Origin of the sequence: Litoreibacter roseus (genome assembly GCF_009811795.1) — a bacterium.
In the GTDB taxonomy this organism is placed as follows: Bacteria; Pseudomonadota; Alphaproteobacteria; order Rhodobacterales; family Rhodobacteraceae; genus Litoreibacter; species Litoreibacter roseus.
Window position 1 is genome coordinate 50,562 of the sequence record NZ_BLJE01000006.1, and the last position, 23,799, is coordinate 74,360.

The window sequence follows — 23,799 nt, forward strand, 5'->3', positions numbered from 1 at the left end:
CCATGCAAGCGCGCAGGCGGGGTATCTTGATCATTCTGTCCTCGCCATCAGGGGCCGGGAAGTCCACCTTGGCAGGCCGCTTGATGCGATGGGACGATGCGCTCAGCTTTTCGGTGTCTGCGACGACCCGCGACCCACGCCCGGGCGAAGAAGATGGTCGCGAATATTATTTCCAGGATCGCGCTACGTTTGAAGCGATGGCCGGGGCCGGTGAAATGCTGGAACATGCCGAGGTGTTTGGTCATCTCTACGGCTCACCCCGCGCGCCGGTGGAGGCTGCGATCAGCCAAGGCCGCGATGTGATTTTTGACATCGACTGGCAAGGCGGGCAGCAGATCAGAAACTCCGGTCTTGCCGAGGATGTGGTGTCGATCTTCATCTTGCCACCATCCATTGCGGAGCTTGAAAGCCGTTTGCGGTCCCGTGCACAGGACAGCGATGACGTAATTGCCAATCGCATGCGCAAGAGTCGCGACGAGATTAGCCACTGGGCCGAATACGACTACTGCCTCATCAATAGGGATCTAGATATCGCTGAACGTGAATTGCGCGCGATCCTGATTGCGGAGCGGCTCAAGCGATCCCGGCAGCCGGGTCTGATCCAACTGGTGCGCAATTTGAACTCGGAATTTGAGGAGCGGACCACATGACCCTTTACACACTTGATACCCTAGGGCCGGATTTGCCAGAGGGCGATGACTTCTGGATCGCACCGGACGCCAATGTGATCGGCAAAATCCGGGTGGAGACCGCTGTATCCATCTGGTTTGGCGCAACCCTGCGTGGTGATAATGAATGGATCACCTTGGGCGCTGGTACCAATGTTCAGGAAAACACTGTGATGCACACCGATATGGGCTTTCCGCTGACCATCGGCGCTGGATGCACGATCGGGCACAAGGCGATGCTTCATGGATGTACGATTGGCGAGAACAGTCTGATTGGCATGGGCGCGACCGTTCTCAATGGGGCTAGGATTGGCGCAAATTGTTTGATTGGCGCGGGTGCATTGATCACAGAAGGCAAGGACATTCCGGACGGAAGTATGGTGATCGGTGCCCCGGGAAAGGTGGTGCGTCAGTTGAGCGACGCCGAGATCAGTGGCCTGAAGGCGTCCGCATTGCACTATCAGGACAACATGCGGCGCTTCCGCGATGGGCTGGCTCTGCTCAAGCGTTAGTAGCGCAGCGAGACGGCGGTGTCGGAATGGCCAACCTGCGCGGTTTTCCCCGTGTCGTTCAAGGCGTCCCGAAGCAGGGCAAACTGCACTTGGCTGGAACGGACCGAGGCACCTTGATGGGGCCCTTGCACGACGGACCAGACCTCGGGATCAAATCGGATTTTAGTACCGTAGGCATGCAGATTCCACGTCCCACGATCTGACCCGATGGTCACGTCACCGCCCATGGGAAGTGACGCTTCAAGACACAGCAACCCCAGCATCGCAACTTTGGCCTCTGTGCGGGTCGGATCTGCCGTCATGTCCCAGCGGATCTTGATCCTCGTGTTGTTGTAGCAATCGCCCAGGAGTTTCATGACATCGGCCCGCGCCATGATCTGATTGCCCGTCGCAGCCCCGAAGGCGACCCGGAAGAACCTGATCCTCGCATTTGCAGCGGCAATGCTTTCTTCAATCAGTGTCAATTCGGGGGAGGATGCCGCGCCTGACATCGCCAGAAGCTCTAACCCATTGCTGATTGCGCCCAAAGGGCTGATAAGGTCATGACAGATGCGCGACCCCAAAAGTGCGGCGTTGTCGTTCAGATCATTTGTCATTCGGGATATTTCGAGGATTTGCTGCATGGCGAACGAATTGAACTCCTTGTTGGAACCGGGGATGCTGGTGCGCCATCCCGCTCAGCCGGACTGGGGCCTTGGACAAGTTCAATCCAACATTAATGGTAAAATAACCGTTAATTTTGAGCATAATGGAAAAGTCACAATCGATGGGGCACATGTGGCGCTTATGCTGGTATCCCAGTCATGACATGTAACGGGGAAAAAAATATCGTAAGAACCCCCATGTTGACGCCGCGCCAGATCACTGGCAACGGATTTCTGCAGTCCGCAACGTAACGACCTCATCGCGCTGAAAACTTTGTAACTCGACACCATGAACGACATCGCCAACCAGAACACCTCTCTGTCCGTCAGGTTAGCTGCCTCAGATTCGGATTTGCAGGGCGCATGGCGTTTGCGTTACACAGTTTTCTGCGAGGAGCTGGGCGGTGACGGGGCGCTTGTCGATCATGACGCACGGTTCGAGCGTGACGCATTCGATCAGTTTTTTGAACATTTGATCCTTGTGGACGCGCGCAAATCGGTGGACCGGCTGGAGCATGTGGTGGGCGTGTACCGCGTCATGGGTCTGGCACAGATGCAAAGGGCCGGGCGCTTTTACGGTGAGGATGAGTATGATCTGGACCCGCTAAAGGCCAGCGGTCGCAATCTGTTGGAACTCGGCAGATCGTGCGTTCATCAGGACTACAGAGGTGGGCTCGCCATGTATCACCTTTGGCAGGGCCTCGCGAATTACGTAGAAGACCACGAGATCGAGGTGCTGTTCGGCGTTGCCAGCTTCCACGGCACCGACCCGCAGGCCATCGCGCAACCGCTGGCCAATCTCTATCACGACCATCTGGCACCTGCCGATCTGCGCCCGCGGGCACGGGTGTATCAGCCGATGGATCTGGTGCCTGCGACAGACATCAACAAGCGGGCGGCAATGCGGGCGACGCCATCCCTGATAAAGGCCTATCTCAGACTGGGCGGTGTCGTTGGGGACGGCGCCTATATAGATCATGATTTCAATACCGTAGACGTCTGTCTTGTCATGGACACAGCGCGCCTGTCAGCCCGGCATCGCGAAATTTACACGAGGCCGCGTGCAGGATGAGCACTTGGGATGACGGCACCCGCCCGGCGCCGGTTCAGCTGGGACTGGGGGCGTGGGCACGTATCCTGAGGCGCGGCATTCCCTTGGCGCTGGTGGTTTTCGGCGGGCTGGGGTTGCTCTTGCTACTGAGGCTGATCGAACGTCCGCTTCATGGGCTCAACAGACCTTGGACACCCGCCATAACGCAGGCCGTCTGTCGAATGTCGTTGCGCATTCTCGGCCTTTCGCTGCATGTCACGGGCGCACCGATGACGTCACACGGGGCGATGGTCGCCAATCATGGCTCGTGGCTCGACATCTTCGTTTTGAATGCCCACGCGCCAATCTACTTCGTGTCAAAGTCCGAGGTCGCTGGCTGGCCTGGGATTGGCTGGCTCGCCCGCGCGACCGGAACCGTGTTTATCAATCGCGACCGGCGCGACGCCGAACAACAGAAACAGGTCTTGGAGACGCGGCTGACCGCCGGTCATCGACTTTTGTTTTTCCCGGAGGGAACCAGCAGTGACGGCGCGCGAATTTTACCCTTCAAATCAACGCTCTTCGCGGCGTTCCTAAGCGGTGGGGTGAAGCATGACATATCTGTGCAGCCGGTTACAGTAAGTTACACAAGCCCGCTGGAACAGGATGAACGGTTCTACGGCTGGTGGGGCGACATGGAGTTCGGCTCGCATATGCTCAAGGTGCTGGCGACCAAGCATCAGGGCCATGTTGAGGCGATCTATCATGAGCCGTTGAAGGTAGAGAACTATTCTGATCGCAAGACGCTTGCCCGGGCGGCGGAACGCGCAGTCCGAGAGGGGTTCTCGCCTAGTGGAGCGGTGCCAGAAGTGCTTTGAGTGCCGTTGACGGGTCGTCCGAAGACCAGATTTCTGGACCGACGGCGAAAAAATCCGTCACGCCTGCCAATTGTTCGACGATCTCTACGGTCAGCGCGCCTTCAGCCACCACGGGAAGCTCGATCATCTGGGACCACCATTCGAAGATATCGAACTCTGCGAGGGTTCCGTCGCCCAGACCAGTGTCCGTCATTGGCCCGAACGAAATGTAGTCGCATCCGATCTCACCCGCATTGAAGCCTTCATGGCGCGACGCGCCGCAGAAAGCGCCGATAACTGTATCCGCCCCAAGTTCTTTGCGGACGGCCCGAACCGAGCGGGCACCGTCTGTCAGGTGAACCCCGTCGAGCCCCAACCGCTCGACCAGCCGAAAATGTGTGTCGATAATCAACGGGATATCGCGGTTGTGGGCGTCTTCGCGGATCAGGTCCGCCGTGCGGCTGATTGTGTCCTCGTCCTTCGCGGCAAGGCTCAGGCGCAAGCAGGCGATGTCAGTGCTGTCCAGGACCCTGCCAAGTGCTGCGGGAAAACTGGATAGCTCCACCTCGGGCGGGGTGATCAGGTAAATCTGCGGCGTTTCCTGCTGCGGGTCGTCGGACATTGGGTCAGCCTCTTCTTGTTTCGCCCGTCTTAGCCAAGCCTGTGTCATGTCACAAGACCATTGCAGAGCGGTCAATCGCTGCCTAAACCGCCCAGCAATTGCCAATGAGGGAAGTCCACATGTCTGGAACCGATCACGCGCATCAGGACGACTGGACCGGCCCGCAGCCTGTGTTTGTGCTGGTAGAGCCGCAGATGGGTGAGAACATTGGGGCTGCAGCCCGCGCCATGTGGAATTTTGGACTGGAGCATATGCGGCTTGTTCACCCGCGGGACGGCTGGCCCAATCCGAAGGCCACAGCCATGGCATCCGGGGCGTCCCGGGTTCTCGACAGGCTGGGCGTCTTCGACACGACGGCCGAGGCGGTGGGCGATCTGAACTATGTCTTCGCCACGACGGCGCGGGCGCGGGACCTGACCAAGCCCGTGGTCACGCCCGAACGCGCCATGGAACAGGCGCGCGCGATGACCCGGGACGGAAAGCGCGTCGGCATTCTCTTTGGACCAGAGCGCGCCGGTCTGGAAAATGTCGATATCGCGCAGGCCAACGCGATCATCTCGGTCCCGGTCAATCCGGGGTTCGCCTCACTCAACCTTGCGCAATGTGTGCTGCTGACGGCCTATGAATGGCGCAGGCAGACCGGTGATGACGTACCTGAAGTGGTTGCGATGGCCAAAACCCAGTTCGCTACCCAGCTTGAGATGGACAAGCTCTACGAGCATTTTCTGGAACGTCTTGATACCGCCGGCTTCTTTTTCCCCGAAGCTAAGGCGGAGGGCATGAAAACCACCTTGCGCAATATGCTGTCTCGTATGCCGATGACTCAGTCTGACACGCAGATCTTTCACGGCATGCTGCGTCAGTTTGCGCGGTGGAAAGAACGGGGCGATTGACTTGTCCACACCCGCGTCCGGTCTTAGGTTGCGCGGAATAGTTTGAGGGCGGGTATGGCGAAGCAACGCAGCATTTTCGAAGAGGTCGAGACGGCGGAAAAACCGACCGTTCAAGCCGGTGCCATAGATCGCGCCAAGCGCACCGGTGCGCGTGGGGCGATCCGTGTCTGGCTGATGATCCTGTTTGCTCTGGTGGTGGTTATGATCGCTGTCGGCGGTCTGACCCGTCTGACGGATTCGGGCCTTTCGATCACCGAATGGGCGCCGGTCACGGGGGCAATCCCTCCGTTGTCTGCTGCCGACTGGGCGTCGGAGTTCGAGAAGTACCGTTTAATCCCGGAGTACCAGCTTCAGAACGCCGGTATGAGCCTTGAGGAATTCAAGGTGATCTACTGGTGGGAATGGGGCCATCGCCAATTGGGTCGCGTCATCGGGCTGGTCTGGGCCCTGGGCTTTCTTTGGTTTCTGCTGCGCAAACAGATTCCGGTGGGCTGGACAGGGCGGATGTTGCTTTTGGGCGGTCTTGGCGGCCTGCAGGGCGCGATCGGGTGGTGGATGGTGTCCTCTGGTCTGGAAGGCACGCGGCTCGATGTGGCGTCCTATCGCTTGGCGATCCATCTGGGGCTGGCCTTCGTGATCCTCGGTCTCATCGCGTGGTACGTGTTGAGGCTGGGCCGGTCCGAGGCTGATCTTTTACAGGCGCGACGTGCGGCTGAGCCGCGCCTGAAATCCATGGTGTCCGGCCTTTTGCATTTCAGCTATTTGCAGATTGTCGTGGGTGCGCTGGTCGCCGGTATAGACGCCGGGCGCACCTATACGGACTGGCCTTTGATGGGGGGGGAGTTGTTTCCTTCATTGGCCTTCCAACTCAGCCCGCTCTGGACGAATTTCTTTGAGAATGAAGCGCTTGTTCAGTTCAATCACCGGCTGCTGGGCTACATTCTACTGGCGTACGCCATTGCCGTTTGGCTCAAATCCCGAAAGTCGGCAAACACGTTCACGCGGGGGGCGTTCTCAGCAATGATGATGATGGTTCTGCTTCAGATGGTGCTGGGCATCGTGACTGTGATGTACGCGGCACCGTGGCAGATCGCGATCGTACATCAGTTCGGCGCCGTGGTTCTGGTCACGTTGATCCTGCGGGCCCGATTCCTGACGATGTATCCTGTCGCACAATCCGTGAGGGCCTGAGATGACTGCCTACGAGGAATTGATGGCGTTCGACCGGGTGACGCAGGCGTTATCGTCGGTTGCGGGCCGCACCGGCTGGGATCAGGAAACCGTCATGCCCGAAGGCGCGGCCGAGATGCGGTCCGAGGAAATGGCAGCACTTGAGGAGGTGCTGCACGCCCGGCGGACGAACCCGCGGATCGGGGAATGGCTCGAGAAAGCCGCACCCGAGACCGAAGAAAGGGAGGCCAATCTGCGCCATATCCGGCGGTCTTTCGAACGCGCGTCGAAGGTGCCCGCCCAGCTTGCGACTTCCATTGCGCGCCACACGTCCCGCGGGCAGGGGATCTGGGCGAAGGCACGGGCGGAGGATGATTTTGCGGCTTTCGCGCCCAGCCTGACAGAAATGATCGCGCTGAAGCGGGAGGAGGCCGGATATCTCGCGGATGGCGGCGATCTCTACGATGCGCTTCTGGACGGATACGAGCCGGATATGACAGGCGCCGAGTTGCAGGCGTTGTTTGACCGGATGCGTCCGCGTTTGGTTGATTTGCGCAAGCGGGCTCTTGATGCCGACGCCCCGCCCGCACTGGACCATGAATTTGACGAAGCCGGACAACTTGCGCTGTCGACACAGCTTGCGCTGGCCTTCGGTTACGATCTGCACACAGGCCGGATTGATAAGGCCGTGCATCCGTTCAGTTCCGGCTCTGGCACGGATGTCCGGATCACGACACGCACCAGTCTGCGTGATCCGTTCAACTGTTTTTATTCGACAATTCATGAGGTTGGCCACGCGTGTTATGAGCAGGGCATCAAGGACGTCTATGCGCTGACGCCGTTGGGATCTGGCGTGTCGATGGGGGTCCATGAAAGCCAGTCGCGCATTTATGAGAACCAACTTGGACGCAGTCGCGCCTTCACCGGGTGGCTGTTCGGTCAGATGAAGGATCAGTTCGGCGATTTCGGCGTCGCGGATGCCGAGACCTTTTATAAGATCGTTAATCGGGTCAGCTCGGGCTATATCCGCACCGAGGCGGATGAATTGCAATACAATCTCCATGTCATGCTGCGCTTTGATCTGGAACGCCAGTTGATCGCTGGCGACCTTGAGGTCACCGATCTTGAAGAGGCGTGGAACACGCGGTTCGCATCTGATTTCGGCTATGCGGTAGATAAGTCGTCAAACGGTGTTTTGCAGGACGTGCACTGGGCCTTTGGGTTGTTTGGCTACTTCCCCACCTATTCGCTGGGCAACGTTTACGCAGGGTGTCTCTATCAGGCGATGACAGCGGCTGTTCCTGATCTGGAGGGGGCGCTGGCCAAGGGGGATACCACCCCTGCGACGACGTGGCTGCGCGAGAACTTGCAGCAGTACGGTGGGCTCCGCGCACCGAGGGAAACGATTGAACACGCGGTCGGCGTACCGCCAACGGAAGAACCTTTGCTGACTTATCTGGAAGACAAGTTCGGTGATCTCTACAGCGTCTAGGCCGTTGCTTCCTTGGCTTTGTCCTTCGCCCAAGACCGCAGAGTGTCCATGTCGCCGTGGTTGAGTTTAGGAATGATGCGGTAACCACTGTTCACAAAGCAAAAAACCGCGAAGGCCAGAAGTCCGAGGCAACATGCCGTAACCATAAGCTGCCCGTAAACTTGCGTCGCCAGCATGTCGAAGACGTCACCCATGCCACCTGCATCACCTGCGTTCGCGCTGTAGGCCGCGCGGGCCAGAAACGCGCCGATCATCAGGACGACGAACCCTTGGGCCGCGATACCGGCCTCCAGAACAAGGTTCCAGTTCCGGGTGATTTCGCAGGAGCGTAGCGTTTTCTGATAATCCCGCGTGATTGCTTTCTTCAGATAGTAGCCGCCTGCGATGACCGTAACAATGCCAGCGGCGCCAAGGATCACCCAGCCCATTGGCATAGCGATCACCTGTGAAGCTATCTTTTCGATTGATCCACCGCCGTCACCTTTTTCGTCCACTGTGAAAGCCGCAATGGCTGCAACTGCGCCCAACCCCAAATGGATGGTACCGGTGGTGATCTGGCCCCCGCGCGCGATCAAGCCTTTGATGTCCGTGCCATAATCCTCAAGGTCATAAACCGCGCAAACCACGCGCCAGACGAAATACGCGGTCATTCCTAAGGCTATGAGCATTAGGACAGCGTCGCCCCAAAAACTTCGGCCGAGGGCGTCGAACACCTCACCGGGACCTTCGGCTTGCCGCCCGCGCCACAAGGCATAGAGCGAAAATCCAGCGACGGCGACATAGGCAATCCCACGCCCGGCGTAGCCTGCCCGCATACAGGGGATGGTCCAGTTGAGCCCGTCATTCGCCATCGCGATCACCTTTGGTTTGATTGGGGGTCAACGTGGCGCAGGGCAGTGGGTTCCGTCAGCGACCCTCTGGTCCATCATACTGGCGCTCAACCTTGGAGATGCGCAGAATATAATGATTGTACCAAGCGGATTTGCCCATCTGCTGGGCAATCAGGTGCTTGGCGTCGGCTTTCCAATCGAGAATATCGGCTTCCGTCTTCCAGTAGCTGACCGTGATCCCGAAACCGGTTTCGTCCCGTGTGGTTTCCATCCCGATGCAGCCGGGATGGGCTTGGGCCATCTCAGACATCTTGGCAGCCATTGCGGCATAGCCGTTGTCGCCTGATGTGCGTTGCGCTGTGAAAATCACCGCGTAGTAAGGCGGGTCTGGCAGGGCCGCGAACGGGGTATTGGTGTCACTCGGCGGCAAGGGTGATCACAGGCTCCATCCCCTCCAACGCCTCTTGCGACAGGTGGCATTTGATTTGATGCCCACCGGCCAGCATGCGTTGGGGCGGCACCTCTTTCTCACACAAGCCGCCTGGCACCTCGGACTTCCACCGGCACCGGGTCTGGAAAGGACAACCTGGTGGCGGGTTCATGGCAGAGGGCACGTCGCCTTCAAGCACGATATGTTTCTTGGCGATCCGCGTGTCAGCAATGGGCACCGCAGAGAGAAGTGCCTCGGTGTAAGGATGATAGGGCGGCGCAAAAACCTGATCTGTTGTTCCCAGTTCTACCACGTGGCCAAGGTACATTACCATAACGCGATCAGATAGATAGCGAACAATGCTCAAGTCGTGGCTGATGAAAAGCAGCGTCGTTTTGTTCTTGCGCTGGATCTCCATCAACAGGTCGGTCACGGCGGCTTGCACGGACACATCAAGGGCCGATACAGGTTCATCCGCCACCACAATTTTCGCGTCGCCAGCAAAGGCACGAGCGATGCCGACGCGTTGTTTCTGACCGCCGGAAAGTTGGCGGGGCATGCGACCTGCAAACTCCCGAGGAAGTTTAACAAGATCCAAAAGTTCGAGCATCCGCTGTTCGCGGGCGGCTTCGGTGTCGCCCACCCCAAAAATTTCTAACGCGCGGATGATCTGGCGGCCCACGGTCATGGACGGGTTCAGGGTGTCGAAGGGGTTCTGGAACACCATCTGAACATTAGAGATCGTCTTGGTGTCGCGTTCCTCGATTGGGACGTCTTGTATCTCGGAATTGTTAAGGATGATTTTACCATCCGTCGCGGTCTCCAACCCCATCAGGACCTTGGCGAAGGTCGACTTGCCGCAACCAGACTCGCCCACGATGGCCAGCGTCTCGCTTTCATGGGCCTCGAAGCTGAGTGTCTCATTGGCCTTGACCACCTTCTTGCTTCCGCCGCCAAAGAGCGCATTCGCCGCGACCTCGTAGTATTTCTTCAAATCCTCCATGCGAAGGACGACATCGCCGGGCTCTGACTTCTCGGTCTGGTCGCCCCCCAGAGGCAGCTTAGACCAGTCGATCTCGGTCGTGCGCAGGCAACGTGTGTCGTGACGGTCGTCGCCTTCGACACCGACCATCGGGATATCTTTTGCATCACAGCGACCCGCCTCGAAATAGTCGCAGCGCGGGCCAAAATTGCAGCCGTTGGGCCGTTCGTGGGGCAGGGGGAAATTGCCCGGAATGGCAATCAAAGGCTTGGAATTCTTGTCCGCACCGGGCAGAGGGATCGACCGGAACAGCGCCTGCGTATAGGGGTGGCGCATCTTGTCGAACACGTCGGTGATCGATCCGGTTTCGACCGTTTCACCGGAATACATGACGCTGATCCTGTCGCAGGTTTCCAGCACAAGTCCCAGATTATGCGAGATAAACAGCATCGAGGTGCCGTATTTCTTGCCCAGATCCTTGACCAGTTCGACCACCGCCGCCTCAACGGTTACGTCCAACGCAGTGGTGGGTTCATCAAGGATCAGAAGCGACGGCTTGGACATCAGCGCCATGGCAATCACGATGCGTTGCTGCTGGCCGCCGGACAACTGGTGCGGATAGCTTTTGAGAATACGTTCGGGGTCTGGCAGCTTCACGTCCGTCACGACTTCCAGTGCGCGGGCATAGGCCTCTTTCTCGGAGGTGCCGTAGTGTATCATCGGCACTTCCATCAGCTGCTTGCCGATCTTCATCGCCGGGTTCAGGGAGGCCATGGGTTCCTGATAGATCATCGCAATCTCAGAGCCGCGGATGTCGCGCAGCTCCTTGTCGCTCATCTCGTTCAGCTTGCGGCCCTTGAATTTGATGGAGCCGCCGACGATGCGTCCGTTGACGCCGAGGTCCTGCATGACGCCCAAGGCCACGGTGGATTTGCCGCAGCCGGATTCGCCCACCAAGCCCATCGCTTCGCCCGGTTGTACGGTGCAGGAGAAATCCATCACGGCCGGGATTTCCCTGAGGCGCGTGAAAAACGAGATGGAGAGGTTTTCGATCTCTAGGATCGGGCCGTCATAGGCTTGGTCATCCGCCATGGGCGCGACCTCCTTCGGTCAAGATATTCTTGTTTGAGGCATGGCCCGACACGGTTTCGGATTTGCGTCGGACTTTTATCGGACTTTCGTCGGACCGGTGATCCACGGTCTGCCGGTTCGCTACATCGCACGCGGTGCGTTTTTGGAAAAAACGCACCGTTAGTCCTTCAGGCTTTCTTCACGCAGACCGTCCGCCAAAAGGTTGAGCCCCAGAACAAGGCTCATCAAAGCGAGGGCCGGTGCGATGGCCGGGTGCGGGAAGATGCTGAGCAAGCGGCGGCCTGCGTTGATCGTGGTGCCCCAATCGGGGCTTTCCGAACTGAGACCCAGACCGAAGAAGCCCAATGTGCCCAGCAGGATGGTGGTGTAGCCGATGCGCAGGCAGAAATCGACGATCAGCGGTCCGCGTGCGTTAGGCAGAATTTCCCATAGCATGATGTACCACGGGCCTTCGCCGCGGGTCTGGCCCGCCGCCACATAGTCGCGGGTCTTGATGTCGAGAACGAGGCCTCGCACGATCCGGAAGACGGTGGGCGCATTCACGAAGACGACCGACACGAACACGATCAGGATTGCGGGATCGACCGAGACGACGCCCAGCGGGTCCGCGTCCCATGCCAGCCCCAGATAGAGCCAGCCGCCGACCACCAGCGTAACCGCCAGAAAAAGGTTCCGCTTGGCGGGCTGGGTAAAATAGCGCGAGTTCCAGAGGATCACCAAAAATACGATCGGGAACGCGAACAGCAGCGAGGCCATCATCGTCGGGATGGTCCAGCGATAGCTGCCGATGTCTATGCCCGCTTCCCGGATTTCCGGGGTGACCAGCAGGAAGAACAGAAGGATCACCGGAAAGGCCAGCACAAGATTGGCGATGAAGCTGAGGACGGTGTCCAAACGTCCGCCATAATAGCCCGCAGGCAGGCCCAGCGTGATGCCCACCATGAACGCGAACAGCGTGGCGGCCGGTGCGATGATCAGCACGACCTGACTGCCCTGGATGACGCGGGAAAACACGTCGCGGGCCAGATTGTCACCCCCCAGCAGGTAGTGGGGATAAGCGCCCTCGGGCGCACCGGCCAGCGGTGTTCCGGGGACCTTGTTTTTCATTCCCGAAACCTGGCTCAGTGGCTCGTGGGTCAGGATCAGGTCGAAGGCTGCGAAGAATGCGGCGAAGACCCAGAACATGACGAGCGCAAAGCCAACCATGCCGATGGGGCTGTCAAAGAGTTTGCCGTAAAGGCCCAGCTTGCGCTTGAAGGGGATAGAGATGGCGAAGGTCGCGGCCAGCGCAATCCAGACGGGGGTGAGGCGCGCGCCAATCTCGCCCAGAATGCCGCCGGTGCCGTAGGGCGTAACCACCCCGCTGAGAGGGTAGATCGCCACAACAACGACAAGCGCCATGAAAAGCAGATTGGTGATCTTGCCGGTGGTGTTGGCCAAGCCCGGTTTCATGGCCAGCGTGCCGTCGGGGTTGATCTCCACCCCCTCGGCGGGGGCCACGAAGGACAGGATGAAGGTTGCCAGCAAAGCAATCGCCAAAAGCGCGATCAGGCCGAAGAAGATTGGGTTGAGAACGCCGCCGAGCATGCCGGTCCAGGTTAGAGGATCCATCAGTTCAGCCTTTCTTTGGTGGTGCTGTCGGAGAAGACCGCCGTGCCGTTTGCGGCGTATCCGGTCTCGAAGACATGTGTCTGGGTCTCGGTGGTCCATGCGCAGGAAATCACAGTGCGCACGGTTGTGGCGTCCGTGGTCGCGGGATCAGGGGGCGTGGCTGTGCAATCGGTGCGGGCAAGTTCCAGATCGCTCTGGGCAACCCTGTGGGCCAGATAGGCACCGTAGCCTTGGTCCAGCAGATCCTGATCGCTGGGACGGTTGATTTGCCCTGCAAGCGCGAGGCCCGCGGCGAACCCTATGCCGAGATAGAGCAGCCTTGGCCATGTCACGATCCGGCGAAGTATGGAGCGCCCGGCCATCAGGAAATCCGGATCCGTGGGTTCAGGAACACGTAGCCGATGTCGGAGATCAGCTGCGTGACCAGCACCACGAAGACTGCGACGACGGAACAGCCCAGAAGCAGGTCGATGTCATTGTTCGAGGCCGCTTGCACCAGCGTCCAGCCGAAGCCTTTGTAGTTGAACAGCGTCTCGGTGATGACGACGCCCGTCAGCAGGTAAGGGAACTGCAACATGATGACGGTGAACGGTGCGATCAGCGCATTTCTGAGCGCGTGTTTCAGGACGATATTGCCGAAGCTGACCCCCTTCAGGCGGGCGGTGCGGATGTATTGCGCGGTCATGACTTCCGTCATGGAGGCGCGGGTCATCCGGGCGATATAGCCCACGCCGTAAAGCGCGATGGTCATGACGGGCAGGGTGAAGTTCGCGAAGGTCGCGTCCTCCATCGCTGACGTGGCCGAACCTTTGAACCATTTGAGCCCGAACGCCGAGGAGGCGAAGACCGCGATGAAGATCACGCCAGAGACGTATTCCGGCGTGGCCGAGGTCGCGATGGCGAAGGTGGACAGGCCTCGATCCGCCTTGGACCCCTCACGCATACCGGCAATGATGCCGATGATCAGCGCCAGCGGGATCATCACGGCGAAGGCGGCGGCGGCCAGCTTGCCGGTCAACGCCAGACGCTTGCCGATGATCTCGCCCGCTTCTTCCTTGAAGACTGTCGAAAAGCCCCAGTAGCCCTGAAGCACGCCGCAATAGCGCGCGGCCTCTTCGGGCGGGGTCTGGGGATCTATGCAGCGCCCGGTGATCTCGCCGGTTTCGGGATTTTCATAGCGAAAGCCGGGCAGCACCCCCAGCCATTGGCCGTAGCCTACAATCTGCGGCTCCAGATATCCCTCACGTTCCAGATAACGGGCGACGGCCTCGTCCGACATGCGGAAGTTGCCTTGGGTTTTCGCCAGCTTTTCGAGGTTGGGATAGAGCGTCGTCATGAAGAAGACGATGAAGGTCAGGCATAATGCGGTCAGCAGCATTACACCAATGCGGCGCAGAATGAAAAGTGCCATAGGGCCCCTTTTATGTGTCCATGTCGGGCTCTGCCGGTGCGCTGTTTTCAGCGTCTATAGAAACGGTTGGCAGAGGTTTGAAAGCGAAAGGGCCGCGCTGGTCGGCGCGGCCCTGACGGGATTTTGTTAAGCGGCGTAGCCGATCTTGTAGATCTGCGGCAGATACGCGATGTGCATGTCGCCGCCCACGATGCCTTCCTTGGAGTGGCGGTAAAGCGAGCGCCAGTAGGGCTGCAGTGTCACGCCTTCGTCGCGCATGATCGCCTGAAGCTTGGCCATCACTTCGCGACGCTTGTCGACATCCGCGATGGAGTTGGCTTCGGCGAGAAGGGCATCGAACTCTTCGTTGCTGAACGCGCTTTCGTTCCACGCTTCGCCGGAGCGATAGGCCAGGCCCAGGATCTGGGTGCCCAGCGGACGGTGATTCCAGTTGGTCGAGCTGAACGGATATTTGGTCCAGTCGTTCCAGAAGGTGGAGCCGGGGATGATCGTCCGCTTCACGTTGAAGCCTGCATCGCGCAACTGGGCGCCGACCGCGTCGGTCGTGTTCTTGCGCCAGTCATCGTCGATGGAGATGATCTCGAACTCGAAATCCGCCATTCCGGCCTCTTCCAGAAGAGCCATGGCACCCGCCGGATCGTGACCGATGCCTTCAAGCTCGGCGTATTCGGGGTGCATCGGGCCCACGTGGAAGTTGTGACCCACCTGACCGCGCCCGGCATAGCCCAGCTCAAGGCAGACAGCGTTGTCGCAGGCCATGGCGATGGCCCGGCGTACGCGCACGTCCGCATAGGGCTTCTTGCCGTCGACTTCCGCGTCCTGGTTCGGACGGATTGCGATGGTCGCACCGGAGGGCACTTCGGATTTGACCCAGCCCAGACCGTCGAAGACGTCGACGAAATCGCCAACGGTTTCGTAGATCATGTCGACCTCGTCGGCCTCGGCGGCGGCGGCCCATGCAGCAGGGTCTGTGCCGTAGTCGATGTATTCGATGCGGTCCAGATAGGCGCCTTTGCCCGCGGCATAGCCCCACCAGTCGAAGCCTTCGTTGCGCACGATCACGCCTTTGACACCAACCTCAAGGGACTCAGGCATATAAGGCCCGGTGCCGATGGCGTTGGACATCATCGCGTCCTGCGAAGGATCGAAGCTGGAATGCACAATGGCGGCCGGATAGTCGGACATGCCCGCGATCAGCGTGATATCCGGGCTTGGCAGGTTCAGTTTCAGGGTGTGGGTGTCCACAACCTCGATCGAACCTTCCACGGCTTTGTTGGTGTTGGCGTCGATCAGTGTGGCGAAGCGACCGGCCATCGAGTTGCCTTCGACATCCTTGTCGCACCAGCCTTCGATATTGCGCGCCACGTCCTCGGCGGTGAAATCGTCGCCGTTGTTCCACTTGACGCCCTGACGGACATTCAGCGTGTACTCGGTGGCGTTTTCGTTGATTTCCCAGCTTTCCAGCAGCATCGGTTCGAAGGAACCGTCGGAGTTGTACTCAACGAGATACTCCAGCCAGCCGGCGGTGAAATAGGCGATCTGCGTCCAGTCATAGGTGCGCGGATCTTTCAGAGCGCGGACTTCCATCTGCATGCGAAGCGTTCCGCCTTGCTGCGCGTGGCCTGCCGCGTGTGCGGGCGCTGTCGCGCCAATCAGGCCATAAGCTGCGGCGGTGGTGACGCCGAAGGCCGTGGTCCGGGCCAGAAATTCGCGGCGGTCAATTTTGCCCGCCTTGCATTCGTCCGCATACATCCGTGCCGCCGGATGAATCGGCGCTCCGGTTAGCGTGTCTTTCGTCATATCTTTCTCCCTGTAGACGTGGTGACGTCTTAATACTTAGTGCCAAACCGCTTGCGGTCCGGTATTTCCGAAGGGTCAGTTAGGTGTGTCCGGCGCCTCCCCTGCGCGCTGTGAACCCATGACGCATCATATCGCGCATGAGGTCAACGGCTGGAACCGTCATGCAAAGCAAAAAAAACGACACGTTCATAGTGCAAAAGCGACGTGTGGGGATTTACCTAGGGGAAGCTTCCACAACGCGGGCATTCGCCTTCCGGAAGTCCGTCGGGTTCTTTCCGGTCTGCGTTTGGAAGGCGCGCGTGAAGTATGCGGGGGAGCTGAAGCCCAGCTGTTCGGCGATTTCGCGCACGGTTGTGTTGGTGTGAACCAGCGCATCACAGGCCGCATTTATGACCCGTTCCGTCACAAGTGCAGAGGCCGGTTTTCCGACGCTGCCTTGGGTCAGCCGGGTCAGATGAGTGGGTGTGATCTGCATTTCCGCGGCAAAATCGCTGAGGCTTTTGCCGGTTTCCGGATCGTGGCCAACCACATGGCTGAACTGGCGCAGTGTCTTCTCGGATTTGCCTGCGGCCACGGGGGGCTGTTCTGCCAGAAGCCTGTCAAGCCAGACGCCTAACAGCATGACATGGGCCCGAAGTGCACGGTCTCGCCCGATTTGATCGGTTTTCGCGCCGATTTCACGCACGATGGCGTCGATCAGTGCGGAAATCTCCGTCTGGTGCTGCACAAGGTTGGAGCGCAGAACCGCAGTCTGTTGCGGCAGGGCGTCGCCCTCGCTGTCCGGCAGAGAGATCACCATCCCCTGCGGTTGGGCAAACATCTCGTAGCTGAAGAGCGTATGCGCAGGCAGGAAAACTGCCGTATGGGGACCGACGCCACGCATCTTGCAATCGACCATAAACCGGCCCTGACCGCGGGTGATCCAGAACAGGATCGGATGCGGCAACGTGCGGGCAGTGTCGCTGCGCCATGTCTCGCATCGCTGGAACGCGGCAAGCGTTTCAATACGCGGCAAGGTGGGCGAGGCCGTGAGGGTGGCGGGCATGTCGGGGTCCGTGGCAGTGCGTGGTTAACGTCATACTGATGAAATGGTGAAAATAGTCTTGTCAAATCGTGATGTCATAAAATCGTGAGTTTATGGCTGATTGCCGCTTATCCGCACCGCGTGCCAATTTTTCATACGCGCCCTGAACCACGTCCGCTGGCGCTTGGCATATTGTCGGGATGCGATGATCGCCCGCTCGCGCGCCGTGGCCAAATCGATCTGGCCATTCAGGAAGGCCATGAGCTCTGGCGCGCCGATGGCCTTGGCCGAGGGCAGCGTGGGATCCCAGCGATCCTGCATCGCGCGAACCTCGTCCAAAGCGCCTTTATCAAGCATATCGTCAAACCTGTGCGCAATGCGGGGCGTTAACCAGTCCTTGTCCGCGTCGATCACAATGGGGACGGCTGTCTCACACGGCAACAGCGGTGGCCGGGTGCTCGCTTGCCAGTCGGTGATGGTCCGCCCGGTGGCGCGCCAGACCTCCCACGCACGCTGCACGCGGGCGGGGTTGGCCGTGTCAATGCGCGCGCGGGTCTTATCGTCGAGTTCGTCCAGCATGTGATCATGGGGCAACGCGTCGGCCTCGGCGCGAATCTCTGGCGGGGTCGCGGGGATGTCGGCCAGCCCTTCGGTCAGGGCTGTCAGGTTCAGTCCGGTGCCCCCAACGATGATCGGTCTGTCCGAGGCGTGCAGAACGGGGGCGACGTCGCGCAGCCAGTGGCCGGTCGAGTAGGGCGCGTCCCATGGCACATGGCCGTAGAGCGTGTGGGGCGCGCGCGCCAGATCCTCGGCCGGGGGACGGGCGCTGAGGATGGTCCAGCAGTCGAACACCTGCAGCGCGTCTGCGTTGACGATCACGCCGCCTTGGTGCTCTGCGATCTCAAGGGCCAGCGCCGATTTGCCCGACGCCGTGGGGCCGGCGATCAGGACGGGCGTTTCCGGGGCAATCCGGGACAGAAGATCGGGCGGAAACATGGGTCGCGGAGCCTTTTGGCAAGCCGTGGGGCAGGACTCTGAAACACGGCGTTGAAACTCTGGCGCTTTTCCGACATTTTGCCGCCAATTTGCAACCCAGCCCCTTATCCCACCAGACCGGAGTATCGCCATGACCGAGACGACGCCAGAAAAGACGACCTACAGCCGCGTTCTGCTGAAGATTTCCGGAGAAGCGCTGATGGGCGATCAGGGCTTCGGACTGCATCCCCCTACGGTCGAGCGGATCGCGGCGGAGGTCAAATCGGTCCACGATCTGGGCGTGGAGATCTGCATGGTGATCGGGGGCGGCAACATCTTCCGCGGGCTTCAGGGCTCGGCCCAAGGGATGGAGCGGACGACGGCGGACTATATGGGTATGCTCGCAACAGTTATGAATGCGCTGGCGATGCAGGGCGCGCTGGAGGCGTTGGGCATCCACACACGGGTGATCTCGGCCATCACCATGAACGAGGTGGCGGAGCCCTACATCCGCAGGCGGGCGGTGCGACATCTGGAAAAGAAGCGGGTCTGTATCTTTGCCGCCGGGACGGGGAACCCCTATTTCACCACCGACACTGCTGCGGCGCTCAGGGCCAATGAAATGGCGTGCGAGGCGATCTTCATGGGCAAGCAGGTCGACGGGGTTTACGACAAGGATCCCAAGAAACACGACGACGCGGTGCGCTTCGATCACATCAGCTACGACGACGTTCTGGCCAAACGGTTGGGGGTCATGGACGCCTCGGCGATCGCGCTGTCACGGGACAATAATCTGCCCATCGTGGTCTTCTCGCTGGATGAGCCGGGCGGGTTCCGGGGCATTCTGGCGGGCGAGGGGACCTATACGGTCGTCAAGGACTGATCGCGCGCCTTCCCTGCAAGCTGAGAGTTTTCGCGCAAAGAATAACGCAGAGCGACTTTGAACGCTTTGCAGGATGGCGCGAATGTTCGCGGAGCAGTCTGAACGTTTGCGCCATTCGGATAAGCAAAGATCGGTTGAAGTAAAAGCGACAGTGTCTTGACTGACGCGCACACCGGGAACGGGTCTACAGTGTGCCTTCAAGATCCTTTGGGTACTTGCTGCCCAACAGTGCTGAAAGCGCGGTAACAAGCATGTGCCCCGTCGTCATCGGCGGGTCCGATTGCGTGCAGATCTGATCCTCGTTGTGAAGGATCACGAACCCGTGGATCAGGCTCCAAACGGCATTGATCCGCACGTCGAATTCTGGGGCACGCTGGGTCACATCAGGCAAGGTTGCACGGACAGCTTCCTCAAGAAGAAGATAGGCCCGACGCGACTGACTGGTCGGATCATGCGACTTCGGCGGTGCGGTGTCCTTGTCGAACATGACACGCAACATCACCGGATAAGCAACGCCAAACTTCAAATAGGCAATCGCCATATGACACAGGATGTCCGTCGGCGAAGGCGATGCGCCTGCCTTTGCGGCCTCAAGCGCATCTGACAACTCTCGGAAACCATCTGATCTGCATTCTGCCAAGAAGGCGCTCAGCGTCTTGAAGTGATGAACGGGGGCGGCGTGCGACACCCGCGCTTTCCGCGACAAAGCTCGCAATGAAAACCCGCGCAGACCATCGGCCTCAAGCATCTCGCGACCCGCTGCGATCAGCACGTTGCGAAGGTCTCCGTGATGATACGGAGCGCGCTTATCGGAGAGGTCTGACATCGACATACCGCATCTTACCATCAGACTTGTCATTGACAAGATGGGTTTGAGCCCCATAACTTGTCACTGCAAAGATAGAAGGAACTGATCGATGAAGTCTACGCTCACACTCGCCTGCGCCCTCGCGTCTCTCGCCGCAGAATCCCCCTCGACAGCTGAAACGACCCAAACCGATCTGATTGGTGTTTGGCAAACCGGCCTGTCCGAAGAACAGGCGCCCGGCGGTGGCCCGAGCGCCTATTTGCGGCAGACGACGATCTTCACGGAGACCCGGCAAGACATTCGCGCCGAGATTTTTGCCGACGCGGACGGCCAGATGCCGATATTCACATATGCGTCTTCCGGTCCCTACACGCCTGTCGGTGCCTCGGATATTGTCCCCGGTGCATTGAACCTGGAATTGGTCAACGAGACATCGGAGGTGACAATCTACATGGACGTTCCGGATTTGATGGCGGCCGTTGGCATGGGGGACTGCGATCTGATCCTCAATCAAGCAGTGGACGTCAGGGACTGTATCTCGGGCCCACCGTTTCTGGTGACGGACTGTACCGACCTGGATCTGGTGCTGGTGGATGAGGGCGGTTCACGTCTGCGATTTGGTGATCAGAGCGTCGACCGCTGCATCTCAAGACCGACAGAACTCGACGACGCGCAGTTCTTCAAGGTCGAGTAGATAAGTGGGCAATTATGCATACCTGATCGTGGGTCGGGCTCGAGTCTGACATACGAAGCTATGTGCTGAGCTTATCCATCCTATCCCGCCCGCTAAGGTCAGCAAAGCGGGACGAAGCATGGGTAATCGGGCTGACCGGGTTGATGGGTCAGGCTCTTGATAGAGTTGCAGGATGTTTCTGCAATTTGAGGAGAACGAAATGGATTACTATGCGGGTTTGGATGTGTCGTTGCGGTCGGTGGCTGTCTGTGTGGTTGACGCTGATGGCAAACACATCTTCGAGCGTTCTGTCGCTTGCGAGATTGAGGATATCTTGGTCTGCTTGCGTGATGTGCCCGCTGGTCAGTGTCGGGTTGGATTTGAGTCCGGTGCAATGAGCCAATATCTTTACTTTGGCCTGCAGGCCGCTGGCTTTGATGTTGTCTGTATGGAAGCACGACAAGTGAACGCCGCCCTTTCAGCCATGCGCAATAAGACCGACAAGACGGATGCGCGTGGGATTGCACAGGTGCTGCGGTCAGGATGGTACGGCAAGGTCTTTATCAAGAGCCGCGAAGCGCACGCGCTAAGAGCGCTCCTGAGCAGTCGCAAGGCGGTTCAGAAGAAATGCATCGACCTGGCCAATGAAGTTCGTGGCTTGTTCCGGGTCTTTGGCTTGCGCTTACCACCCCGTGTCGATCAGGGGTCATTCGATGAGCGGGTCCGTCCGTTGATCGAGGCAGACCCGGATTTGTCTCATGCACTTTTACCACTGCTAGATGCGCGGGCTGTGCTTTACAAAACCTATCGCGAGTTGGACCGCCGTGTGAAGCAGGCGGCAAGTCATGACGAGATCTGTCTGCGCTTCATGGCGATCCCCGGTGTCGGCCCGATTGCGGCCCTGACGTTCCGTGCGGCTGTCGATGATCCAGCGCGGTTTACCAGCTCTCGCACCGTTGCCGCTCACTTCGGCCTAACCCCGCGACGATATCAATCCGGGGAGATGGATAACCCAGGCCGCATCTCGAAGGCAGGCGACAGAGATGTACGTGCGACGCTCTATGCTGCGGCCAATGCGATGATGATGCGCTCTGTTGCGAGTTCCGAAATCAAGAGCTGGGGCCTACGCCTGATGCGCCGCAAAGGCCGCCGCCGTGCTCTGGTCGCCGTTGCCAGAAAGCTGGCCGTCATCATGCACCGCATGTGGGCTGACAACACCGAGTTCCGTCATGGGAAAATGGAGGGAATTGCATGACCTGATACCCCTTCCTGAAGCCAAAGACGGGATCGTCCCTCACCGGACGAGGTCTGTGCCCTCTCGGGCATCTGAACATGCCCTGCCTGGTAATAGATGACGCCGAAAAAGCTCACTGCGCAACTTGAAGCGCGAGACTAAGTGGGGCGCTCCATACCCAATCCGACACATGCATGCAGCGGTCCAACCGAACCGGACCATCAATGACTGCGAAGAGAAGTGTGACCCGGATGAGAGACAACAATCCCTACAGCACGGAAATGAAAAGATGAAATGAACTTGACCCAAACGCCCGATTAGAGAAGCGGGCTTTCAACCGGGCAAGGTCAATGGCTGCTTCTATGCGATACCCAAAAGTCTACGCCGCGAATGCAATCCATCGTCCGGCCACGAGCCCGGCACACCATAGGCAAATTGATAGCGAGGCGGTCACCGGACGCATGCTCTTGAACGCAGCGAACAGCGCGGCGTTTGCGCCTGCCAGTAGGATGAGAGCAAACTTGATCAGAACAGCGGGGTTTTCAGCGTAGCGAGTGGCTTGAACAGCAAACAACAGCACGCCCGTGGTTGCTGCTGCGCCGAAGCCAAGTAGCGCAATGCGGCTGAGCTTCACCACCGCATCGTCGGTCCTTTTCAACCTCATGACCCGCAAGTCGGCCAGGATGATCGGCGCGATCAGAAAGCTAATTGAAAGGATATGCATAGCCGAGATGAGCGGGTAGATTGGTCCGCCGACCCAATCCGCAAGTGCTGACGCCTCCAGCCATGCAAGCACAGGCGTCAGCTCAAGCACCCGGCATCCTCTGTCTGCATTCGTCCACGACGGACAATGGCCTCGCCGTCCGCCAGACGCAGCCACTGACCGCGCAATTGATGCGGGGGACGGCAGTTTTGATAGACGATGGTTTCGATCCTGCCGCCGACCCGGATGCGACCTTGAAGGTTGAAAAATAGACGGATCGGTGGGTACTCCACGTCGATGATCCGACCCAAGTCTTCGGCACGAACATCAAGAATATCGGCAAACTCTGCACCCTCCCGCAAATCAGTGGGAGGTCTGAGTTCCGCATCCACCCGCATTTCGATCACCGGGTGTGGACGGCGGAACGACGCATCGATGACGTCACCAGCGACATAGATCGGGCGTGCGCTGTCATAAGATCCAGTGAAACCATGGTGGGCCGGGCTGGGCCTTGGAAAAGCCGTAACCCCGATCAGCCCACCGGCGAATGCACGTCGTGTCAGTATAACGTGGTCTAACCAATTTGAGCGGCGCATTTTCGACCGTCAGTCGGTCAGGAACGCATCTAGCGCTGGCCGGAACACATCGGGTCGTTCCTGATACGCTGGATGTGTGGCACCGGGCACAACAAGCAAATGTGCAGACACCATTTGCCGTCGTGCTTCGTCCGCATCCGCCACTGAAATGAATGGATCGTTGTCCCCAACCGTCACGAGAACGGGGATGGCGATCTCTCCAATCCGACCCTCCGGATGCCCGTCGGCGCTGCTGTCTTTCCACATTGCGGCAGCCTGGGTCACCATGCGATCAAAGTCGCCATCGGGGTTCAATCGGTCATAGTCCTCGACGATGAAACGGAAATCCCCTGAGCCAAGCGACTCTCGGTTCCAGGTGTCGAATGTGCCCCACATCCCGCGGCCATTCTCTGCCGACCATCGCGCACCAATAGTTACCAGTTTCGAGACGCGCGGTGAAGGGCGAGCCGCCATCCGGTAGCCCGTGATCCCGCCATCCGAGAATCCAATCACAGGGCAGGTTTCAATCGCGAGGGCATCCAACACGGCGTGGGCATCATCTTCCTGTGCGGCGTAGGATAATGGGATGTCACCGAGGGACGATCTTCCCATCCCCCGCGTATCGACCAGCACAACCTGGTAACCGCTAGCAACGAGATGATCCCGCAGCCCGTCAAACCAGCCGGAATGACCAAGCCCTCCATGCAAGAGCAGGATTGGTGGGCCTTCCCCGTGCGTCTCGTAGTATATGTCGGAGCCCGCACGGGAAACGGTCGCTGTCTTCTGCGCCAGGGCCGTGCGCCCCGCCATAAGTGCCCCTGCGGTTGTCGCCACCCCGAGCGCTAGAAGGTTTCTGCGATTGAATTCCATCATTCACTCC

Annotated in this window: 26 protein-coding genes; 11 read left to right on the top strand and 15 right to left on the bottom strand. The window is 59.2% G+C overall.

Going from position 1 to position 23,799, the window contains the following annotated elements; genetic code table 11:
* The first annotated feature begins 2 nt into the window (after positions 1-2).
* Positions 3-650 carry a guanylate kinase gene (gene gmk / locus KIN_RS19175; protein ID WP_159810152.1) on the top strand — a complete coding sequence of 216 codons (648 nt, stop codon included), beginning with the start codon at positions 3-5 and terminating at the stop codon, positions 648-650.
* Positions 647-1,180 carry a gamma carbonic anhydrase family protein gene (locus tag KIN_RS19180; RefSeq protein WP_159810154.1) on the top strand — a complete coding sequence of 178 codons (534 nt, stop codon included), beginning with the start codon at positions 647-649 and terminating at the stop codon, positions 1,178-1,180. Before gmk ends, KIN_RS19180 begins: the two co-directional genes overlap by 4 nt.
* Here KIN_RS19180 and KIN_RS19185 read toward each other — a convergent pair.
* Positions 1,177-1,776, bottom strand: a complete 600-nt coding sequence (locus KIN_RS19185) for a histidine phosphotransferase family protein (protein WP_159810156.1) — start codon at positions 1,774-1,776, stop codon at positions 1,177-1,179. The two genes, KIN_RS19180 and KIN_RS19185, sit on opposite strands and share 4 nt — an antisense overlap.
* Before the next feature lie 25 nt (positions 1,777-1,801).
* Here KIN_RS19185 and KIN_RS19190 point away from each other — a divergent pair, with 25 nt between their 5' ends.
* From KIN_RS19190 to olsA, 3 genes are all read left to right on the top strand, one after another.
* Entirely contained in the window at positions 1,802-1,987 is a 186-nt protein-coding gene (locus KIN_RS19190) for a DUF3553 domain-containing protein (protein WP_174239147.1), read from the top strand.
* Positions 1,988-2,122: 135 nt separating this feature from the next.
* Positions 2,123-2,896 (top strand): L-ornithine N(alpha)-acyltransferase, encoded by a 774-nt coding sequence (gene olsB, locus KIN_RS19195; RefSeq protein ID WP_373281684.1) that lies wholly within the window; start codon positions 2,123-2,125, stop codon positions 2,894-2,896.
* A complete protein-coding gene (gene olsA, locus KIN_RS19200) occupies positions 2,893-3,732 on the top strand; it encodes a lyso-ornithine lipid O-acyltransferase (protein ID WP_159810160.1) in 840 nt (279 codons plus the stop codon). Before olsB ends, olsA begins: the two co-directional genes overlap by 4 nt.
* On the opposite strand, the gene KIN_RS19205 is transcribed toward olsA, so the two are convergent.
* Positions 3,704-4,333, bottom strand: a complete 630-nt coding sequence (locus KIN_RS19205) for a thiamine phosphate synthase (RefSeq protein ID WP_159810162.1) — start codon at positions 4,331-4,333, stop codon at positions 3,704-3,706. The genes olsA and KIN_RS19205 overlap by 29 nt on opposite strands.
* 119 nt (positions 4,334-4,452) lie before the next feature.
* On the opposite strand from KIN_RS19205, the gene KIN_RS19210 reads away from it, so the two are divergent.
* Genes KIN_RS19210 through KIN_RS19220 form a run of 3 tightly spaced genes read left to right on the top strand, consistent with a single transcriptional unit; the run spans position 4,453 to position 7,888 of the window.
* Positions 4,453-5,226, top strand: coding sequence for an RNA methyltransferase (locus KIN_RS19210; RefSeq protein WP_159810164.1), 774 nt, complete (start codon positions 4,453-4,455; stop codon positions 5,224-5,226).
* A gap of 54 nt (positions 5,227-5,280) precedes the next feature.
* Positions 5,281-6,417, top strand: coding sequence for a heme A synthase (gene ctaA, locus KIN_RS19215; protein ID WP_159810166.1), 1,137 nt, complete (start codon positions 5,281-5,283; stop codon positions 6,415-6,417).
* A gap of 1 nt (position 6,418) precedes the next feature.
* A complete protein-coding gene (locus tag KIN_RS19220; RefSeq protein ID WP_159810168.1) occupies positions 6,419-7,888 on the top strand; it encodes a carboxypeptidase M32 in 1,470 nt (489 codons plus the stop codon).
* On the opposite strand, the gene KIN_RS19225 is transcribed toward KIN_RS19220, so the two are convergent.
* The 9 genes from KIN_RS19225 to miaA form a co-directional block, all read right to left on the bottom strand.
* Entirely contained in the window at positions 7,885-8,739 is an 855-nt protein-coding gene (locus KIN_RS19225; RefSeq protein ID WP_159810170.1) for a DUF1206 domain-containing protein, read from the bottom strand. The genes KIN_RS19220 and KIN_RS19225 overlap by 4 nt on opposite strands.
* Before the next feature lie 55 nt (positions 8,740-8,794).
* Positions 8,795-9,148, bottom strand: a complete 354-nt coding sequence (locus KIN_RS19230; RefSeq protein ID WP_207710156.1) for an antibiotic biosynthesis monooxygenase family protein — start codon at positions 9,146-9,148, stop codon at positions 8,795-8,797.
* The gene (locus tag KIN_RS19235; protein WP_159810172.1) at positions 9,135-11,222 is read right to left on the bottom strand and encodes a dipeptide ABC transporter ATP-binding protein; all 2,088 of its coding nucleotides are present in this window, start codon (positions 11,220-11,222) and stop codon (positions 9,135-9,137) included. Before KIN_RS19235 ends, KIN_RS19230 begins: the two co-directional genes overlap by 14 nt.
* Before the next feature lie 159 nt (positions 11,223-11,381).
* A complete protein-coding gene (locus tag KIN_RS19240; protein ID WP_159810174.1) occupies positions 11,382-12,833 on the bottom strand; it encodes an ABC transporter permease in 1,452 nt (483 codons plus the stop codon).
* The gene (locus tag KIN_RS19245; RefSeq protein WP_159810176.1) at positions 12,833-13,195 is read right to left on the bottom strand and encodes a hypothetical protein; all 363 of its coding nucleotides are present in this window, start codon (positions 13,193-13,195) and stop codon (positions 12,833-12,835) included. The genes KIN_RS19240 and KIN_RS19245 overlap by 1 nt, the downstream gene beginning before the upstream one ends.
* Complete coding sequence (locus KIN_RS19250) at positions 13,195-14,244, bottom strand: ABC transporter permease (RefSeq protein WP_159810178.1); 1,050 nt, start codon at positions 14,242-14,244, stop codon at positions 13,195-13,197. The genes KIN_RS19245 and KIN_RS19250 overlap by 1 nt, the downstream gene beginning before the upstream one ends.
* Before the next feature lie 126 nt (positions 14,245-14,370).
* Entirely contained in the window at positions 14,371-16,044 is a 1,674-nt protein-coding gene (locus KIN_RS19255; protein ID WP_159810180.1) for an ABC transporter substrate-binding protein, read from the bottom strand.
* A 214-nt stretch (positions 16,045-16,258) separates the two neighbouring features.
* Complete coding sequence (locus tag KIN_RS19260) at positions 16,259-17,089, bottom strand: AraC family transcriptional regulator (protein WP_159810182.1); 831 nt, start codon at positions 17,087-17,089, stop codon at positions 16,259-16,261.
* 90 nt (positions 17,090-17,179) lie between these two features.
* Positions 17,180-18,064: a tRNA (adenosine(37)-N6)-dimethylallyltransferase MiaA gene (gene miaA / locus KIN_RS19265; protein WP_159810184.1), complete on the bottom strand. Its 885-nt coding sequence runs from the start codon at positions 18,062-18,064 to the stop codon at positions 17,180-17,182.
* Positions 18,065-18,194: 130 nt separating this feature from the next.
* Between miaA and pyrH the strand changes: the two genes are divergently transcribed.
* Entirely contained in the window at positions 18,195-18,926 is a 732-nt protein-coding gene (pyrH, locus tag KIN_RS19270; RefSeq protein WP_159810186.1) for a UMP kinase, read from the top strand.
* A 184-nt stretch (positions 18,927-19,110) separates the two neighbouring features.
* Here the strand turns inward: pyrH and KIN_RS19275 are convergent, their stop codons facing one another.
* Complete coding sequence (locus KIN_RS19275; protein ID WP_159810188.1) at positions 19,111-19,752, bottom strand: TetR/AcrR family transcriptional regulator; 642 nt, start codon at positions 19,750-19,752, stop codon at positions 19,111-19,113.
* Positions 19,753-19,843: 91 nt separating this feature from the next.
* Here KIN_RS19275 and KIN_RS19280 point away from each other — a divergent pair, with 91 nt between their 5' ends.
* Together KIN_RS19280 and KIN_RS19285 are read left to right on the top strand one after the other, a co-directional pair.
* A complete protein-coding gene (locus KIN_RS19280; protein ID WP_159810190.1) occupies positions 19,844-20,428 on the top strand; it encodes a hypothetical protein in 585 nt (194 codons plus the stop codon).
* A 199-nt stretch (positions 20,429-20,627) separates the two neighbouring features.
* Complete coding sequence (locus tag KIN_RS19285) at positions 20,628-21,662, top strand: IS110 family RNA-guided transposase (RefSeq protein WP_159810192.1); 1,035 nt, start codon at positions 20,628-20,630, stop codon at positions 21,660-21,662.
* 358 nt (positions 21,663-22,020) lie between these two features.
* On the opposite strand, the gene KIN_RS19290 is transcribed toward KIN_RS19285, so the two are convergent.
* From KIN_RS19290 to KIN_RS19300, 3 genes are read right to left on the bottom strand one after another with little or no spacing between them, the layout of a single operon-like run.
* Entirely contained in the window at positions 22,021-22,455 is a 435-nt protein-coding gene (locus KIN_RS19290) for a hypothetical protein (protein ID WP_159810194.1), read from the bottom strand.
* Positions 22,443-22,940: a hypothetical protein gene (locus tag KIN_RS19295; protein ID WP_159810196.1), complete on the bottom strand. Its 498-nt coding sequence runs from the start codon at positions 22,938-22,940 to the stop codon at positions 22,443-22,445. The genes KIN_RS19290 and KIN_RS19295 overlap by 13 nt, the downstream gene beginning before the upstream one ends.
* Before the next feature lie 9 nt (positions 22,941-22,949).
* Positions 22,950-23,789 (bottom strand): alpha/beta fold hydrolase, encoded by an 840-nt coding sequence (locus KIN_RS19300; RefSeq protein WP_159810198.1) that lies wholly within the window; start codon positions 23,787-23,789, stop codon positions 22,950-22,952.
* Positions 23,790-23,799 lie beyond the last annotated feature (10 nt).

What these genes read in the sequence shown, in the direction of transcription:
- gmk (WP_159810152.1), top strand. Translation starts at nt 3, where the DNA reads ATGCAAGCGCGCAGGCGGGGTATCTTGATCATTCTGTCCTCGCCATCA.
- KIN_RS19180 (WP_159810154.1), top strand. Translation starts at nt 647, where the DNA reads ATGACCCTTTACACACTTGATACCCTAGGGCCGGATTTGCCAGAGGGC.
- KIN_RS19185 (WP_159810156.1), bottom strand. Translation starts at nt 1,776, where the DNA reads ATGACAAATGATCTGAACGACAACGCCGCACTTTTGGGGTCGCGCATC.
- KIN_RS19190 (WP_174239147.1), top strand. Translation starts at nt 1,802, where the DNA reads ATGGCGAACGAATTGAACTCCTTGTTGGAACCGGGGATGCTGGTGCGC.
- olsA (WP_159810160.1), top strand. Translation starts at nt 2,893, where the DNA reads ATGAGCACTTGGGATGACGGCACCCGCCCGGCGCCGGTTCAGCTGGGA.
- KIN_RS19205 (WP_159810162.1), bottom strand. Translation starts at nt 4,333, where the DNA reads ATGTCCGACGACCCGCAGCAGGAAACGCCGCAGATTTACCTGATCACC.
- KIN_RS19210 (WP_159810164.1), top strand. Translation starts at nt 4,453, where the DNA reads ATGTCTGGAACCGATCACGCGCATCAGGACGACTGGACCGGCCCGCAG.
- ctaA (WP_159810166.1), top strand. Translation starts at nt 5,281, where the DNA reads ATGGCGAAGCAACGCAGCATTTTCGAAGAGGTCGAGACGGCGGAAAAA.
- KIN_RS19220 (WP_159810168.1), top strand. Translation starts at nt 6,419, where the DNA reads ATGACTGCCTACGAGGAATTGATGGCGTTCGACCGGGTGACGCAGGCG.
- KIN_RS19225 (WP_159810170.1), bottom strand. Translation starts at nt 8,739, where the DNA reads ATGGCGAATGACGGGCTCAACTGGACCATCCCCTGTATGCGGGCAGGC.
- KIN_RS19235 (WP_159810172.1), bottom strand. Translation starts at nt 11,222, where the DNA reads ATGGCGGATGACCAAGCCTATGACGGCCCGATCCTAGAGATCGAAAAC.
- KIN_RS19240 (WP_159810174.1), bottom strand. Translation starts at nt 12,833, where the DNA reads ATGGATCCTCTAACCTGGACCGGCATGCTCGGCGGCGTTCTCAACCCA.
- KIN_RS19245 (WP_159810176.1), bottom strand. Translation starts at nt 13,195, where the DNA reads ATGGCCGGGCGCTCCATACTTCGCCGGATCGTGACATGGCCAAGGCTG.
- KIN_RS19250 (WP_159810178.1), bottom strand. Translation starts at nt 14,244, where the DNA reads ATGGCACTTTTCATTCTGCGCCGCATTGGTGTAATGCTGCTGACCGCA.
- KIN_RS19255 (WP_159810180.1), bottom strand. Translation starts at nt 16,044, where the DNA reads ATGACGAAAGACACGCTAACCGGAGCGCCGATTCATCCGGCGGCACGG.
- KIN_RS19260 (WP_159810182.1), bottom strand. Translation starts at nt 17,089, where the DNA reads ATGCCCGCCACCCTCACGGCCTCGCCCACCTTGCCGCGTATTGAAACG.
- miaA (WP_159810184.1), bottom strand. Translation starts at nt 18,064, where the DNA reads ATGTTTCCGCCCGATCTTCTGTCCCGGATTGCCCCGGAAACGCCCGTC.
- pyrH (WP_159810186.1), top strand. Translation starts at nt 18,195, where the DNA reads ATGACCGAGACGACGCCAGAAAAGACGACCTACAGCCGCGTTCTGCTG.
- KIN_RS19275 (WP_159810188.1), bottom strand. Translation starts at nt 19,752, where the DNA reads ATGTCAGACCTCTCCGATAAGCGCGCTCCGTATCATCACGGAGACCTT.
- KIN_RS19280 (WP_159810190.1), top strand. Translation starts at nt 19,844, where the DNA reads ATGAAGTCTACGCTCACACTCGCCTGCGCCCTCGCGTCTCTCGCCGCA.
- KIN_RS19285 (WP_159810192.1), top strand. Translation starts at nt 20,628, where the DNA reads ATGGATTACTATGCGGGTTTGGATGTGTCGTTGCGGTCGGTGGCTGTC.
- KIN_RS19295 (WP_159810196.1), bottom strand. Translation starts at nt 22,940, where the DNA reads ATGCGCCGCTCAAATTGGTTAGACCACGTTATACTGACACGACGTGCA.
- KIN_RS19300 (WP_159810198.1), bottom strand. Translation starts at nt 23,789, where the DNA reads ATGGAATTCAATCGCAGAAACCTTCTAGCGCTCGGGGTGGCGACAACC.